This is a genomic window from Mesorhizobium sp. M0296, from assembly GCF_040321675.1.
Taxonomy (GTDB): Bacteria; Pseudomonadota; Alphaproteobacteria; order Rhizobiales; family Rhizobiaceae; genus Mesorhizobium.
In genome coordinates this window covers 99,724-113,593 of the sequence record NZ_JAMYRZ010000012.1, presented here as the reverse complement: position 1 = coordinate 113,593, position 13,870 = coordinate 99,724, and the positions used below count along the sequence as shown (strand labels likewise).

The 13,870-nt window shown below is 62.3% G+C and carries 16 protein-coding genes; 7 read left to right on the top strand and 9 right to left on the bottom strand.

The window, feature by feature from the left end; all coding sequences use genetic code 11:
* Positions 1-217 precede the first annotated feature (217 nt).
* On the top strand, positions 218-379 hold the full coding sequence (locus NKI97_RS14365) for a hypothetical protein (protein ID WP_352449544.1): 162 nt from the start codon (positions 218-220) through the stop codon (positions 377-379).
* A 16-nt stretch (positions 380-395) separates the two neighbouring features.
* Here NKI97_RS14365 and ocd read toward each other — a convergent pair whose 3' ends face one another.
* On the bottom strand, positions 396-1,463 hold the full coding sequence (gene ocd, locus NKI97_RS14360; protein WP_352571844.1) for an ornithine cyclodeaminase: 1,068 nt from the start codon (positions 1,461-1,463) through the stop codon (positions 396-398).
* A 3-nt stretch (positions 1,464-1,466) separates the two neighbouring features.
* Positions 1,467-2,387, bottom strand: a complete 921-nt coding sequence (gene rocF, locus NKI97_RS14355; protein WP_352449542.1) for an arginase — start codon at positions 2,385-2,387, stop codon at positions 1,467-1,469.
* 129 nt (positions 2,388-2,516) lie between these two features.
* On the opposite strand from rocF, the gene NKI97_RS14350 reads away from it, so the two are divergent.
* The gene (locus NKI97_RS14350; RefSeq protein WP_352449541.1) at positions 2,517-2,954 is read left to right on the top strand and encodes an Lrp/AsnC family transcriptional regulator; all 438 of its coding nucleotides are present in this window, start codon (positions 2,517-2,519) and stop codon (positions 2,952-2,954) included.
* A 200-nt stretch (positions 2,955-3,154) separates the two neighbouring features.
* Positions 3,155-3,478: a hypothetical protein gene (locus NKI97_RS14345; RefSeq protein WP_352449540.1), complete on the top strand. Its 324-nt coding sequence runs from the start codon at positions 3,155-3,157 to the stop codon at positions 3,476-3,478.
* A 39-nt stretch (positions 3,479-3,517) separates the two neighbouring features.
* Here NKI97_RS14345 and NKI97_RS14340 read toward each other — a convergent pair whose 3' ends face one another.
* The 3 genes from NKI97_RS14340 to NKI97_RS14330 all read right to left on the bottom strand — a co-directional run bounded on the left by NKI97_RS14340 (position 3,518) and on the right by NKI97_RS14330 (position 5,394).
* Complete coding sequence (locus tag NKI97_RS14340; protein WP_352449539.1) at positions 3,518-3,733, bottom strand: hypothetical protein; 216 nt, start codon at positions 3,731-3,733, stop codon at positions 3,518-3,520.
* A 17-nt stretch (positions 3,734-3,750) separates the two neighbouring features.
* Positions 3,751-4,122 carry a SpoIIAA family protein gene (locus NKI97_RS14335; protein ID WP_023677052.1) on the bottom strand — a complete coding sequence of 124 codons (372 nt, stop codon included), beginning with the start codon at positions 4,120-4,122 and terminating at the stop codon, positions 3,751-3,753.
* Positions 4,123-4,212: 90 nt separating this feature from the next.
* Complete coding sequence (locus NKI97_RS14330; RefSeq protein WP_352449538.1) at positions 4,213-5,394, bottom strand: DUF3182 family protein; 1,182 nt, start codon at positions 5,392-5,394, stop codon at positions 4,213-4,215.
* A gap of 180 nt (positions 5,395-5,574) precedes the next feature.
* On the opposite strand from NKI97_RS14330, the gene NKI97_RS14325 reads away from it, so the two are divergent.
* Complete coding sequence (locus NKI97_RS14325) at positions 5,575-6,042, top strand: YbhB/YbcL family Raf kinase inhibitor-like protein (RefSeq protein ID WP_352449537.1); 468 nt, start codon at positions 5,575-5,577, stop codon at positions 6,040-6,042.
* 153 nt (positions 6,043-6,195) lie between these two features.
* Here NKI97_RS14325 and cyoD read toward each other — a convergent pair whose 3' ends face one another.
* Genes cyoD through cyoA form a run of 4 tightly spaced genes read right to left on the bottom strand, consistent with a single transcriptional unit; the run spans position 6,196 to position 10,200 of the window.
* Entirely contained in the window at positions 6,196-6,624 is a 429-nt protein-coding gene (cyoD, locus tag NKI97_RS14320) for a cytochrome o ubiquinol oxidase subunit IV (RefSeq protein ID WP_352449536.1), read from the bottom strand.
* Complete coding sequence (gene cyoC / locus NKI97_RS14315) at positions 6,621-7,271, bottom strand: cytochrome o ubiquinol oxidase subunit III (RefSeq protein ID WP_352449535.1); 651 nt, start codon at positions 7,269-7,271, stop codon at positions 6,621-6,623. Before cyoC ends, cyoD begins: the two co-directional genes overlap by 4 nt.
* Positions 7,268-9,274 carry a cytochrome o ubiquinol oxidase subunit I gene (gene cyoB / locus NKI97_RS14310; RefSeq protein WP_352834778.1) on the bottom strand — a complete coding sequence of 669 codons (2,007 nt, stop codon included), beginning with the start codon at positions 9,272-9,274 and terminating at the stop codon, positions 7,268-7,270. The genes cyoC and cyoB overlap by 4 nt, the downstream gene beginning before the upstream one ends.
* 2 nt (positions 9,275-9,276) lie before the next feature.
* Positions 9,277-10,200 (bottom strand): ubiquinol oxidase subunit II, encoded by a 924-nt coding sequence (gene cyoA, locus NKI97_RS14305; RefSeq protein WP_352834775.1) that lies wholly within the window; start codon positions 10,198-10,200, stop codon positions 9,277-9,279.
* 613 nt (positions 10,201-10,813) lie between these two features.
* Here cyoA and NKI97_RS14300 point away from each other — a divergent pair.
* The 3 genes from NKI97_RS14300 to NKI97_RS14290 are packed head-to-tail and all read left to right on the top strand — an operon-like array spanning position 10,814 to position 13,862.
* A complete protein-coding gene (locus tag NKI97_RS14300) occupies positions 10,814-11,956 on the top strand; it encodes an extracellular solute-binding protein (RefSeq protein ID WP_352834772.1) in 1,143 nt (380 codons plus the stop codon).
* Positions 11,956-12,834 (top strand): IclR family transcriptional regulator, encoded by an 879-nt coding sequence (locus tag NKI97_RS14295; protein WP_352834769.1) that lies wholly within the window; start codon positions 11,956-11,958, stop codon positions 12,832-12,834. Before NKI97_RS14300 ends, NKI97_RS14295 begins: the two co-directional genes overlap by 1 nt.
* Entirely contained in the window at positions 12,831-13,862 is a 1,032-nt protein-coding gene (locus NKI97_RS14290) for a sugar ABC transporter substrate-binding protein (protein ID WP_352834766.1), read from the top strand. Before NKI97_RS14295 ends, NKI97_RS14290 begins: the two co-directional genes overlap by 4 nt.
* Positions 13,863-13,870 lie beyond the last annotated feature (8 nt).

Here is a 13,870-nt window from a genome sequence, read left to right as displayed (position 1 = left end):
AATGTCGGAAAGCCCTTGTGGTTCCCTTCACTTTGCAGAGAGTGCCTGTGACAAAATGATAAGACTCTAGATAAGGGCATCCTGAGTGCAGACAAGGCGTGGAACGCCCCGCTCGAAGCATTAAATCCTGAATCGCGCCACGCCGTGCGGGCGACCTCCGATAAGACGGAGGAACGGTTCTGGTCCTTCCCGGTTGTGAAGGAAAGGAGACGGTTCGATGTTTGAGACTAGTTTGTGGTTGCTCGTTGTTGCAGGCGGTCCACTGCTGCTGGCAATCCTGATCGCCTACGCCCTGCTCACCCAGCGTCGTCGCAGCCCGGCGGAGCGCAGGGAAAGCGACCGCGCCACCGAGCGCCTGTACCAGGAAAAGAAGGACTGACCGACAGGATCGCAGCTCAGCTGCCGGCAACCGCCAGCCCGGCCACTTTTTCGGCGCGCAGCAGCATGCCGAACAGGTCACGCGGTTCATCGGGATCGGCCAGAAGGTCTAGTTCCTCGTAAAGGCCGGTCCGCTGAAGCTGATCGCGGACGTAGCGCAGCGCGGAAAAATCCTCGATCGCAAAGCCGACGGAATCAAACAGCGTGATCTGTCCGGCGTCCGTCCGGCCTGCTGCCTTTCCTGTCATCACCTGCCACAATTCGGTGATCGGATGGTCCGCATCGAGCTGCTGGCTCTCGCCTTCGATGCGCGTCTGCGGCGGATACTCGACGAAAATATTCGAGCGCAGCAGAATGTCGCGATGCAGCTCGGTCTTGCCCGGGCAGTCGCCGCCGACCGCGTTGATGTGCACGCCGGACCCGACCATGTTGTCGGTCAGGATTGTTGCCGACCGCTTGTCGGCGGTCACCGTGGTGATGATCTCTGCACCTTCGACGGCCTCCTGCGCCGACGCGCAGAGCTTGATGTCGAAACCCATGCCGGCAAGGTTCTTCATGCATTTGGTCGAGGCCGCCGGGTCGATATCGTAGAGGCGCAGCCTGTCGACGCCAAGCAGCGCCTTGAACGCAATCGCCTGGAATTCCGATTGCGCGCCATTGCCGATGATCGCCATGCACCGGGCGGCCTTGGGAGCGAGGTATTTCGCGGCAACCGCCGAGCTGGCCGCCGTTCGCAGGGCGGTCAGGATGGTCATTTCCGAAAGCAGCATCGGATAGCCGTTGCCTACATCGGCAAGCACGCCGAAAGCGGTCACGGTCTGACGGCCGTCACGCGTGTTCTTCGGATGCCCGTTGACATATTTGAAGCCGTAAAGCTGCCCGTCGCTGGTCGGCATCAGCTCGATGACGCCGTCAATGCTGTGCGAGGCGACGCGCGGCGTCTTGTCGAACAGCTCCCAACGCCTGAAATCCTCTTCGATATAGGCGGCGAGTTCGACCAGAAAACGCTCGATGCCGATGGCAAGCACCAGCTTCATCATGCGGTCGACGCTGACGAATGGAACGATGTTCAAATTGACGGTCATGGCTTAGAACCCCCTCGTCGGGCGATCCATGATCCGCCGGCCCATCAGGCTTGCGGTCAGGTCGACCAAAAGCGTGGCGGTGCGGCCGCGCTCGTCAAGAAAAGGGTTGAGCTCGACCAGGTCGAGACTGCTGACGAGGCCGCTGTCATGCAGCATTTCCATCGCCAGATGCGCCTCGCGGAAGGTGGCGCCGCCGGGAACGGTGGTGCCCACCGCCGGGGCGATCGACGGGTCGAGAAAATCGACATCGAGGCTGACATGGAGCATGCCGTTGGCGGCGCTCACCCGTTCGAGAAAGGCGCGAAGCAGTTGCGCGATGCCGTGCTCGTCGATCGAACGCATGTCGTGGACCGTCACGCCGGCTCTGCGCAATGCATCCCTTTCCGCCAGGTCCACGCTGCGGATCCCCAGCGCGCATATGCGAGCCGGCTCCACCTGCGCTGCAAGGCGGGGGAAATAGCCCTCGAAGCCGGGCTGCCCGCTGGCATAGGCAAGCGGCACGCCATGCAGATTGCCGCTGGTCGTCGTGTCGAGCGTATGAAAATCAGGGTGGGCGTCGAGCCACAGCACGAAGAGCGGCCGGCCGGCATTCGCCGCCCGGCGGGCAATGCCGGCGAGCGTGCCGGCCGAAATGCTGTGGTCGCCGCCGAGAAAGATCGGCATCGCATCGGCGCTCGCGGCATAGGCCGTTTCGCTGATTGCCGCCGTCCAGGCCGCAATTTCCGGCAGCGCCTTCACCGCCGCGTTGCCGTGTACGACAGGACGCATGTCGGCAGGGACGATCGTTCCGAGGTCGGTCAACGTATGGCCGAGCTCGGTCAGTGCGCCGGCCAGGCCGGCCGTGCGCAGCGCACTCGGCCCCATCTCGCAGCCCATGCGGCCTGAGCCGGCCTGGATCGGCGCCCCAACGATCGTGCAATGCATTTGTCATACCCCGCCAATTACGATGCCTTTATTGAAGCCGGCATCGCTGGCAGAATGAACATGTCAAATTGGCAAATTTGTCGAAGTGCCTTACCATAGCGGCAGCATCTACTTCCGTTGTGAGCAATCATGGACCGCCTCGACGAGCAGATCATCACCTCTTTGCGGCACGACGCCCGGCGCAGCATTTCCGACCTTGCCGTTAGCCTGGGTGTCTCCCGGGCAACGGTAAGGTCCCGGATCGAGCGGCTTGAAAGAGACGGCGTCATCGTCGGCTACACCGTCATTCTGCGCGCCGACGCGGTCGATCAGCGCGTGCGTGGCATCATGATGATCGAGATCGAAGGCCACGCCGCCGATCGCGTCATTCGGGCGCTGGGCGGCTTCTCCGAGGTCTCGACCATCCACACCACCAATGGCCGGTGGGACCTGGTGATAGAACTCGGAACCCAGACACTGAGCGAGTTCGACGCGGTGCTGAGACGTATCCGCCTGATCCCCGGAATTACCGGCAGCGAAACAAGCCTGCTCCTGGCAACGCCGCGCACCACCAAGGCGCGGCTGTGACCTTCGAGGAACCGCCTTGGACCTGTAGCGATAACGAAATCCGAAGCCACGGAACCTTCAATTGCCGCCGCGGTTAGAGCAATTCCGGGAAAAGTGTGAAACGGTTTTCCGTTCGGAATTGCGTCAAAACAAGAGAGATCGGTTCAGCGTTTCCCCCGATGAACCGTTCTAGGCTCGGACAGCTTCGAGGGAGAACAATCATGGCTCACGCCCAGCAGGAACTCGTCGAATTCGTTATCAGCAAAGCCTTCAATCCGGTCATGCGGGCCAAACCAGACGGAAAATCCGATGCCGAGCGCAAGACGCTCGAGCACGTCCAGCAAGCCACGAAGACCGAGATCGAGCGCTATCGCCATTACGGCTCGGCCGAGGAGGTCGCGACCAATTTCAAGCGCGACCTGAGCTCAGATGCCGCCAAAAAGTTGCACGCCCAACTGCGGCGCCTGCATCTGCCGACGATCGAGGATATTCGCGACGACTTTGAGGACAAAGCCCGCAAGCTCGGGGTCAAGGCCTCGTCGTAGATCCGCGACCGGTCCTCGGTGACGTCCGTCAGGCTGTCATCACAAACCGTCCTTGGTCGGAGGCCACCCTGACCGAACCGTCTCGGGGATGTTGTCCGACGTCAGATCGCCCCGATTGAGCTTTTCGATCGCTTCATCGGCTTCGCTTTCGTCGAGACCGGAAAGCGGCAACCCGCCGACCACGACGGCTTCGCCGCTCTCGCTGTCATAGACCTCCCAGAGGCCTTCTGAATCCTGTCGTTTGTCGAACGGCATGGCACTCCCCAACACCGCTATTGTACGCCTGCCACCCATTTCAGGGCCTGGGCTTTTTCGTCCTCCGGGAACACCCGCGCCTCGATTTGCGGAAACAGCGCGTCCGTCATTTCCGTAGCTGCCTTGATCCATTGCTTGTCGGAAATCACGGCGGCACGTTTGAAGCGGTGGAGCTCGCCAAGTTTGCTCAGCCCATACTGCAGGTCGCGCCGCAAGGCGCCAGCCGTCATGTCCTCGAAATCAGTAAGATCGGTCAGGACGCCGATGTCCTTATGGTCGCTCAGTTTCGCTTCGATTGCCGGGATGACTCTGTCGTAGTCGTCCGCCGTCACAGTGCCGGTGACACGAAAGGCGGCGACGTTCTGGGGAGCGGAAATCATCTCGATCATTTTTTCCTCCGGTTTCTGACTGGCTGGCTGCCTGAAACAAACTCGGGCCATTCGCGGATGTTCCCTGTCAAAGGCGTGTTTCACTTCGACCTAAAATGACGATCGGCCGGCTTCCCCGACCGGCCCTCGGATCGCCTGGGTGACGACGGTGTAACGCGTGATTTGGCCCTCCTCGGGGTCCTCTCCGTCGAAGTGGATTTCTGCATTCAGCGGCAGCTGCGCGGTGTTGCCGAACTGCTTGACCGCGGAGACATGCACGATCTGCACGTCGGGGTCACGCGTCATGGCCTCCATTGCCGCAAGCTCGGCCGTGCTGCTGCCGCCGATCCGCCAGCTGGCTTCCAGCACACCCGATCGCCAGATGCCCGAGGAATCGACACCTTGGCCGATGTCGTAGTTGCGCCGTGAGGCGAAAAATCCGGGATAGTCATCCATCGCCGCGTCGTAGGTCCTCGCCTGCGCCACAGCCAAACTTAGCGCCGGAGAAAGCTGCAGCCTGTCGAGCGCCTCCCATCCGCCGCGCACGACGACCAGATCGGATCCGCCGTAAACGGGCTGTCCGGCATTGTCGGCCGTCATCCGCTGCACGCCGTAATAGGCGACCGATGTTCCGTCGATCGCCGTTCTGCCAATGCTCAGCGTAACGATGTCGCGAAGCTCCGTTTCGAGAACAAGGCCGTATTCCCTCAGGTCGGAGGATGGATATCGATCCAGCAGCCTTTCGATATCGGCGACGGTCGCGGCGGTGTGCTGGTCGCGGCCCCGCGAAGCGCGCGGTGGCTTGAACCGGACCAGCCCGAGCTGCAGCAGACGTTCCGCTGCGCGCAGCGCGTCATCGCGTGAAAATGCGGTATAGCCGGGCAGTACGGCCGCGCCGACGGCTCTGCCGAAGCCGGCTGGCCATTCTTTTGGCCGTGCCGCCGACCCGTCCACCAGCTCGTGGGTTATGGCCTTGGTGGTTGCGAGGCGCCAGGGCACCACACCGCCGAAGAGGTCGTCCGGCCCGTTTATGCCCAGTTGGAGCGCATCGACGGCAAGCAGGCTGTCGTCCGGCACGAAATACAGTCGGCGACCGTCACCGCCGCCGTCACTCAGGCCCTCGCGGAAGGCAAAGCCCTTCAACGCCGCAATCGTGCGCGCAACGGCAGCGACGGTTTCCCGCTCGTGGGTATAGATTGTCTCGCCGCCCGGCACGGAGAATGCGACCACAACACCTTTCGCCCCGCTTGGTTGCTTACCGCTTAGCCCGGTCATGTCGCGCCCTTCGTCCATTGCCGAGCCTCTTGCCGCCATTCCGCGGCGATGCGTCCGAACCGAAAAACCCGCTTCCTCGGCGAATGTTCCGGCCAACGGCCGGCAATCCGGTTTGACCGGGTTTGACCGGGGCGGCGACCGGAACATCGGCGGCTCGTAGCTGTTTATGAGGGAATCTCAGACAGGGAGATGGAGACCATGGCTTTCACTCTCAAAAGCTCTGCCTTTGCCGATGGCGAAAAAATACCGCCGCGCTATTCCCGCGACGGCGGCAACGTCTCGCCGCCATTGGAGTGGACGGACGCGCCGCAAGGAACCAAAAGTTTCGTCCTGGCCGTCGAGGACCCCGACGCCCCTTCAGGCATGTTCCGTCATTGGGCGGTCTACGACATCGACGCACAGCGCAACTTTCTTCCCGAAGGCACGACCGCCGGCGCAAAGACCGAGAGCCTCGGACACGGCGTCAATGATTTCGGCAATCCTCATTATGACGGTCCCCAGCCGCCGCCTGGGCATGGGCTCCACCATTACCATTTCCGGCTTCTTGCGCTCGACGTCGAGACGCTGGGTCTCGGCGAGAAGGCTGCCGTGGACGACGTGCTGAAGGAGGCCGCGCCGCACGTCCTGGAAGAGGCCGAGCTCGTCGGCACATTCGAACGGGCTTGAGACCGGAACTCGCTGTCGCATGAACTGCGGCGAACCGCCGGAATAATCGCTAAAGCGCGTCGCGTTCGATCGGCCTCATGCGACGCGCTTTAGATTCTTGTTTTTACGCATGTCGTTATCACAAAACCGCTGCACACTTTTGCGCGACATGCATCAGCGGTTCATGTTCATGATCGCGTTCATCGGCATCAAATTGTTGTCGAGGTTGGCCATGATCCAGATCGAGCCGCCAATCACCAGAACTACGATCAGCACGCCGAAGGCAAGCGCTAGAGCGTTGTTGGTGTTGTCCGGCCCCGTCGTGATGTGCAGGAAGAAGACGAGATGCACGCCCATCTGGGCGATCGCAAGCACGACCAGCGCCACCGGAATGCCGGGTGCCCATATCAGGTTGGTTCCGAGCAGCCAGAACGAGGCGATGGTCAACAGCGTTGCCAGCCCGAGGCCGATCACATAGCCGCGTAGCCCGGATCCGACTTCGGTGTCGCCGAGGTATTCGTCACCCGGCGCCGTATCGATGTCGTAGCGCTCCAGCCCATCGGTGTCGCGCCGTTGCGCGTGGCGATCGTCCGCATTGCTCATCGACTTGCTCCCAGGAGATAGACCACCGTGAACAGGGCGACCCAGATGATGTCGAGGGCGTGCCAGAACAGGCTGAAGCACATGAAACGCCGAAGTATATCGTCGCGGAATCCCTTGGCGAAGATCTGCGCCATCATCGTGAGCAGCCACAGCAGCCCCGCCGTGACGTGAAGGCCATGGCATCCAACCAGCGTGAAGAACGCCGACAGGAAAGCGCTGCGCGTCGGTCCGGCACCGCTGGCAACCATATGCGCGAACTCGCGCAACTCGAGCAGGATGAAGCTGGCGCCGAGCACGAAGGTGACAGCCATCGCGACATAGAACCAGGAGCTTCGCCGCGCTGTCACGGCGAGGCTGGCGAGACCGCAGGTGAAGCTCGACAACAGCAAAGCGGCCGTCTCGATCGCGACGTTGCGCAGGTCGAACAGCTCGGCTCCGCTTGGTCCGCCCGCCGTCTTGCCCGCCAGCACGGCATAGGCCGCGAAGAAGGCCGAGAACATCACGATGTCGCTCAGAAGGAAGATCCAGAAGCCGTAGCCGACGACAATCCGAATCGGTGCCGGGCCGCCGTCGCCGTGGCCGGGTGCATGGCCGTGCCCGCCATGGAGGCGGTAAGGGTCACGCTCTCTGACGTCGATCGCGGTCATAGTCTTGGCCCCGTGTAGGTAACCAACGCCTCGCGGCGGGCACTTCGGTTGGCGCGGTCGATCCGGGCGACTTCGGCGGCCGGAATGACGTATTCGGGTATGTCGCGCCACGCGAAGACGACGAAGGTGGCGAAAGCACCGAGCGCGCCGAGCGCCACCATCCACCAGATATGCCAGATGAGGGCGAAACCCATCACGGTCGCAAAGAAGGCGCAGATGAACCCGGTGGGACTGTTGCGCGGCATCTCGATCGGCTCGTAGTCAGGCTCGTCGCGCAGCCGGTTTTGCTCGCGTGCCCGCTGCTTGATGCTCCAGTAGGGCTCTTCACCCTCGACATGCGGAAGCGCGGCGAAGTTGAAGACCGGCGGCGGCGAGGGCGTGGCCCATTCCAGCGAGCGGCCGTCCCAGGGATCTCCGGTGGCGTCGCGAAGCGCCGCGCGCTGCCGGATGCTGACGACGAGCTGTACGATCTGCGCGACCACGCCGGCGGTGGTGATTAACATGCCGACGCCGGCAGCCAGCACCCAGGGATACCATGCCGACACGTCGAAATGCTGCATTCGGCGGGTCATGCCGAGCAGGCCAACAGCGTAGAGCGGCACGAAAGTGACGTAGAAGCCGATCAGCGTCAGCCAGAAGGCCAGCTTGCCCCAGCCCTCGTGCAGCCGGAAACCGAATGCCTTGGGAAACCAGTAGGTATATCCCGCGAAGGCGCCGAACAGCACACCGCCGATAATGACGTTGTGGAAATGCGCCACCAGGAACAGGCTGTTGTGAAGCAGGAAATCGGCCGGCGGCACGGCCAGCAACACGCCCGTCATGCCGCCGATGACGAACGTCACCATAAAGCCCAGCGCCCACAGCATTGGCGTCGCGAAGCGGATGCGGCCGCCATACATGGTGAACATCCAGTTGTAGATCTTCACGCCGGTACCGACAGCAATGATGCTGGTGGCGATGCCGAACGCGGCGTTGACGTCGGCCCCGGCGCCCATGGTGAAGAAGTGGTGCAGCCACACCATGAAGGAGACGATGCAGATGAAGAGCGTCGCGGCCACCATCGACCGGTAGCCGAACAGCGGCTTGCTGGAGAAGGTGGAGATGACCTCCGAGAAGATGCCGAACGCCGGCAGGACGAGGATGTAGACCTCGGGATGGCCCCAGGCCCAGATCAGGTTCACGAACATCAGCATGTTGCCGCCGGCTTCATTGGTGAAGAAATGAAAGCCGAAATAGCGGTCGAGCGTCAGCATCGCGAGCGTGGCGGTGAGGATCGGGAAGGCGGCGACGATGAGCAGGCTGGCGGCAAGTGAGGTCCAGCAGAACATCGACATCCTGAGGTAACTCATGCCGGGCGCCCGCATCTTCAGGATCGTGGTGACGAAATTGATCCCGGTGAGCAGCGTTCCGACGCCCGCAATCTGCACCGCCCACAGATAATAGTCGACGCCGACGCCCGGCGAATAGGCGGTCTCGCTGAGCGGCGGATAGGGCAGCCATCCGGTACGCGCGAATTCTCCGATCACCAGCGAGATGTTGACCAGCAGCGCGCCGGTGGCGGTGAGCCAGAAACTCACCGAGTTGAGCGTTGGAAAGGCAACGTCGCGGACGCCGAGCTGCAGCGGCACGACCAGGTTCATCAGTCCGATGACGAACGGCATCGCCCCGAAAAAGATCATGATGGTGCCGTGGGCGGAAAAGACCTGGTTGAAGTGATCGGGCGGCAGATAGCCGGGCGCCTGGAAGGCGAGGGCTTGCTGGGACCGCATCATGACGGCGTCGCTGAAGCCGCGCAGCAGCATCAGCAGCGCCAGCAGCGTGTACATCACGCCGATCCGCTTATGATCGACGCTGGTGATCCATTCGCGCCACAGATAGGGGAAATGGCCGGCCAGGAAGACCCAGGCCAGCACGCCGAGGATTGCCAGGGCGACGACCGCCGAGGCGATCATCGGCAGAGGCTGATCGAACGGAATGACGTCCCAGCTCAATTTTCCGAGCATTGTCAGCCTCCTGTCTTGGGCGATACGCTCGGCTCGGGGCGACCGGCCTGGGGACCGGGCGCGGGCGGAACGCCCTGCGTCGCGATTTCATGGAAAAGGTCCGGCTCCACCGAGCGATAGGTCGAAGCCGGCACGTCCAGGCTCTGTCTGGCCAGTTCCTGATAGCTCGTCCTGTCGAGTGCCTGTCCCTGGCTTCGCGCCGAACTGACGAATGCGTCGAAGGCATCAGCTGCGACTGCATGCAGCACGAATTGCATACCTGGAAAACCGTCACCGCTGAAATGGGCCGACCGCCCATAGAATTTGCCGGGCTGATCCGCCTGCAGGTGAAGCTGCGTCGTCATGCCGTTCATCGTATAGATCATGCCGCCAAGCTGAGGCACGAAGAACGCGTTCATGACGCTTGCCGAGGTAAGCGAGAAATGCACCGGCCTGCCCGCCGGCACCACGAGCTGGTTGATGCTCGCGACATTCTGCTCGGGGTAGATGAACAGCCATTTCCAGTCGAGCGAGACGACCTGCACCTCAAGCGGCTTTTGCTGCGAATCCAGCGGCTTCATTGGATCGAGGTCATGCGACCCGATCCAGATGATGCCGCTCAGAAACAGGATGACGAGGATGGGGATCGACCAGACCACCAGTTCGATGCGTCCGGAATAGGCCCATTCCGGCAGGTACCGCGCTCTTGTGTTGGTTTCCCGGAACCACCAGGCAAAGCCGAGCGTCGCCACGATCGTCGGGATGACGATGGCCAGCATGATAGCAACCGAATTGAGCAGGATCGTCCGCTGCGCCGCCCCCACCGGCCCTTGCGGATCGAGCACGCCGCCCTGGCAGCCGGCAAGCAGCCCGACCAGCAAGATCGTCGCGCCGAGGCAGCCAAGACGGATGGCGGCACAGTTTCGAACGATCACCCTCAGCAGCATGAGATCTCGCCGTTTCCTGAAAACTGATTGGAACGTTGCAGGCAGCGTGGCTGCCAACCCCGAATGTGCGTGCCGGTGTGCTCCTGGCGACAGTTTCTTCACGCACGCGGCTCCGGCTGGCAGAACCGCATGCCGTGGATGTTGTCGTTAAGCGGTCGACCTGTCGAGAACCCCTCCAAATCCTAACAAACCAGCGCCAAATCTTGAAAAACCAGAGCCAAATCTTAAGAAACCAGGAACAGGACCCAGATCGAAGTTATCGCCAGAAACGTGGCGAATGCCAAGGCGGTAAACCGGTTCATGGCCGCGCCCACGGTTGGTCCATTTAGTCCGCTCCCTGCGACGTGGCTGCTGATTCCAGTGATGCTGCTCCAGATGGCTGCGCCAACCGAACGAATGTTCGTCGCGAAAGTTCCCCAAAAGCCAGATCCATCGCAGCCTTTGGTTGCAGGCCGGCGGCAACGCGATGCGCACCAAGGATGGTTGGGCGGCTTTCTCGCCAAACGGAAGCGAGGACTGGCTTTGCGTATGTAAAAACTACTTGTCTAGGTGAAAATAGTTGCTACTAATCGGCTGGGCCGGCGCATGGCCGCCTCTGGGAGGAATTTCGGGCATGACAAGACTGCGCGGTCTCGCGTGGGATCACCGACGCTGCTGGGGTCCGCTCGACGCCAGCATCGGGCCGTATTGTGACGCCAATCCCGGTCTTGAGATCGAATGGGACCGCCGCAGCCTCTACGAATTCGGCGAGGGCGCGCTTGGTCCGGTGCTCGGCGCCTATGATCTTGTCGTGTTCGACCATCCGTTCATCGGCGATATTGCCGAAGGCGGGCTGATGGTGCCGTTCGATTTGTCGGCCGAGCAGCGCCGCGGCTTCGAACGGGATTCGGTTGGCGCATCCTGGCAATCCTACGCAAGGGACGGGCTTCAATGGGCGTTGCCGATCGATGCTGCCTGTCAGGTTGCCTCGTATCGCCCCGATCTCCTGGAGCGCTACGGACCGCTGCCGCGCAGCCATGACGAGGTGCTGGAGCTCGGCCGGCGCGCCTTGAAGGACGGCAAATGGCTTGGGCTGCCGTTGGTGCCGACTGACGCCATGTGCCTGCTTTTGACGCTGGGTGAGCCCCGGGAAGACGGCGACGAGTTCATCGCCGGGGAAAAAATCGAGCGGGCCGTCGGGCAATTGCGCCAGCTTGCGGCGCTGTCGCATCCGAACTCGCCGAAATGGAACCCGATCCGTTGCTACGATCACATGATCGCGCATGACGACGTGGTCTACGTGCCGTTCGCCTTCGGCTATGTGAACTACGCCTCTAAGGCAGACAGGCCGCATCTGCGCTTCGCCGACGTGCCGACGCCGCGATCCGCCGGCGCCTTGCTCGGCGGCGCCGGCATCGGCGTCAGCGCCCAATCGCAACACAAGCAAGCCGCCATCGACTACGCGCTGTTTCTGTGCTCGCCCGGCTATCAGCGAGGCGACTATGTGAAATCCGGCGGACAGCCGGGGTCGCTGGCGGCGTGGCAGGATACCGTGGTCAACGCTCTCTCGGGCGGCTTCTTCGCCTCGACGCTGGCGACGATCCAAGCCTCCTATCTGCGCCCGACCCATCCGGGCTTCATCAGCTTCTTCCGGCAATGCGCCCCTCATGCCGCGGCGGCGATCGCCGGCGAATTGCAGGCGGCCGAGCTCGCGGACCGGCTGAACCGGCTCTATCGCGAGACCAGGGATGGCCAGCCGCAACGGAGCGTCGCGTAATGGCCGCCGATATTGCCCAGATCGTCGACGAAGGCGAAAGCGGCCGCAACGGCTATCGGGTGCCGGCGGTGGAGAAGGCGCTCGACATACTGGAATTCATGGCTGCCAGCGGCGAGCCGCTGACCCAAACCGAGATCGCCACCGGAATGGGGCGCTCCATTCACGAGATCTACCGCATCCTGCTGTTGCTGGAGAAGCGCGGCTACATTTTCCGGACGCAATCGGACCGCTTCCGCCTGTCGCTGAAGCTGTTCGAGCTGGCGCATATGCATCCGCCGGTAAACCGCCTGGTCGAATGTGCGCTGCCGGTGATGCGCGGCCTCGCCGCCAATGCCGACCAGAGCTGCCATCTGGTCGTGCGCGAAGGCGAGAGCGCACTGGTCGTGCTGCAGATCGATTCGCCTTTGCCGATGCGTTATTCGGTTGCCCTTGGCTCGCATTTCCCGATCCTCGAAACGAGCTCCGGCGCGGTGCTGCTGGCGCATTCGAGCCGCGCCGAGCTTGACCGCATCGTCGAACGGATCGTCGCCGCAGGCGAAGGCCAAGGCAGCCGGGCGGAAATCGAAGCGCGGCTGAACGAGGTCGCAAGGCTCGGCTATGAAATGCGCGCCTCGCTGGCTGTCGAGGGCTGCACCAACATCTCGATGCCGGTGCGCGACCATACCGGCGCCGTCATTGCCGCGCTCACCGTCCCCTTCCTGCCGCAAAAGGCCGCCCGCTTCGATCGCAGCACCGTCTTCGAGCGGACGAAGGCGGCGGCCGAGACGATATCGGCGGCGCTGGGCGCGGGCGAAGCTGCCGTCTCTTCACGTGCCGACCCGGAACGGCGGGACTATCCGTTCAGCAACCGACAAGAAATACAGGGAGAAGAAACATGAACTGGTCCAAATCGATGCTGTTTGCCTCGGCGGCGGTGCTTTCTCTGAGCGCCGCCGCGGCACACGCCGAAAACATGCCGAAGCGCATCGGCTACGTCACCAACTACGCCACGCATGAGTGGTATCAGAACGTCATCAAGGGCATGCAGTCCCGCGCCAAAGAACTCGGTATTGAGCTCGAGGTGCAGGACGCCAATCTGGACGTTGCCAAGGAGGTCTCCGCCGCCGAAGATTTCATGGCCAAGGGCGTCGACGTCCTGATCATCACGCCCGTCAACGAGGAAGGCGTCGTGCCGCTGCTGCGCCAGGCGAAATCCAACAACGTTCCAGTCGTGCTCGAAGGCAATCCGGTTAAGGGCATGACCACAATGGTCGCGATCTGCGACTACGACACCGGCTACACCGCCGGCGTCGAATCCGGCAAATACGCCAAGGAAAAGCTCGAAGGCAAAGCCAAGGTGATGAATGTCGGCCTGCCGCTGCTGTCCGCCACGGTGCTGCGGTCGCAGGGCTTCATGGACGGCCTGAAGACCATCATCCCCGACGCGGTCATGGTCCACGACCTCGACGGCGGCGGCAATCCCGATCGCGCACTCGAAGTCTCTTCGGCGGCTCTTGCCAAGAACGCCGACATCAACATCATCTACGGCATCAACGATTCCTCTTCGCTCGGCGGCCTTCAGGCCTGGAAAGCGGCCGGCAAGTCGCAGGACGGCCTGTTGACTGTCGGCACCGGCGGCGAAGGCCTCGCCTTCATCAATGCAATGCAGAACGAGCCGTCCTATCGCATCGAAGCCGCGATGTTCCCGGAAAAGGAAGGCTACACCGCCATCGATGCAGCGGTTAAGCTCTTCAACGGCGAAGAGGTGCCGGAACACATCGTCAGCCCCACCGCGCCGATGAACGGTGACGACTGGAAGAAGTTCTACGACTACGATGGCACCACACGCAAAATCAAATGGGATGCCGTCAATGCGCTTCAGCCACCGGAAAAATGCATGAAAACTTCCGCCGATCTGAAGAAGTAAGGATTCCG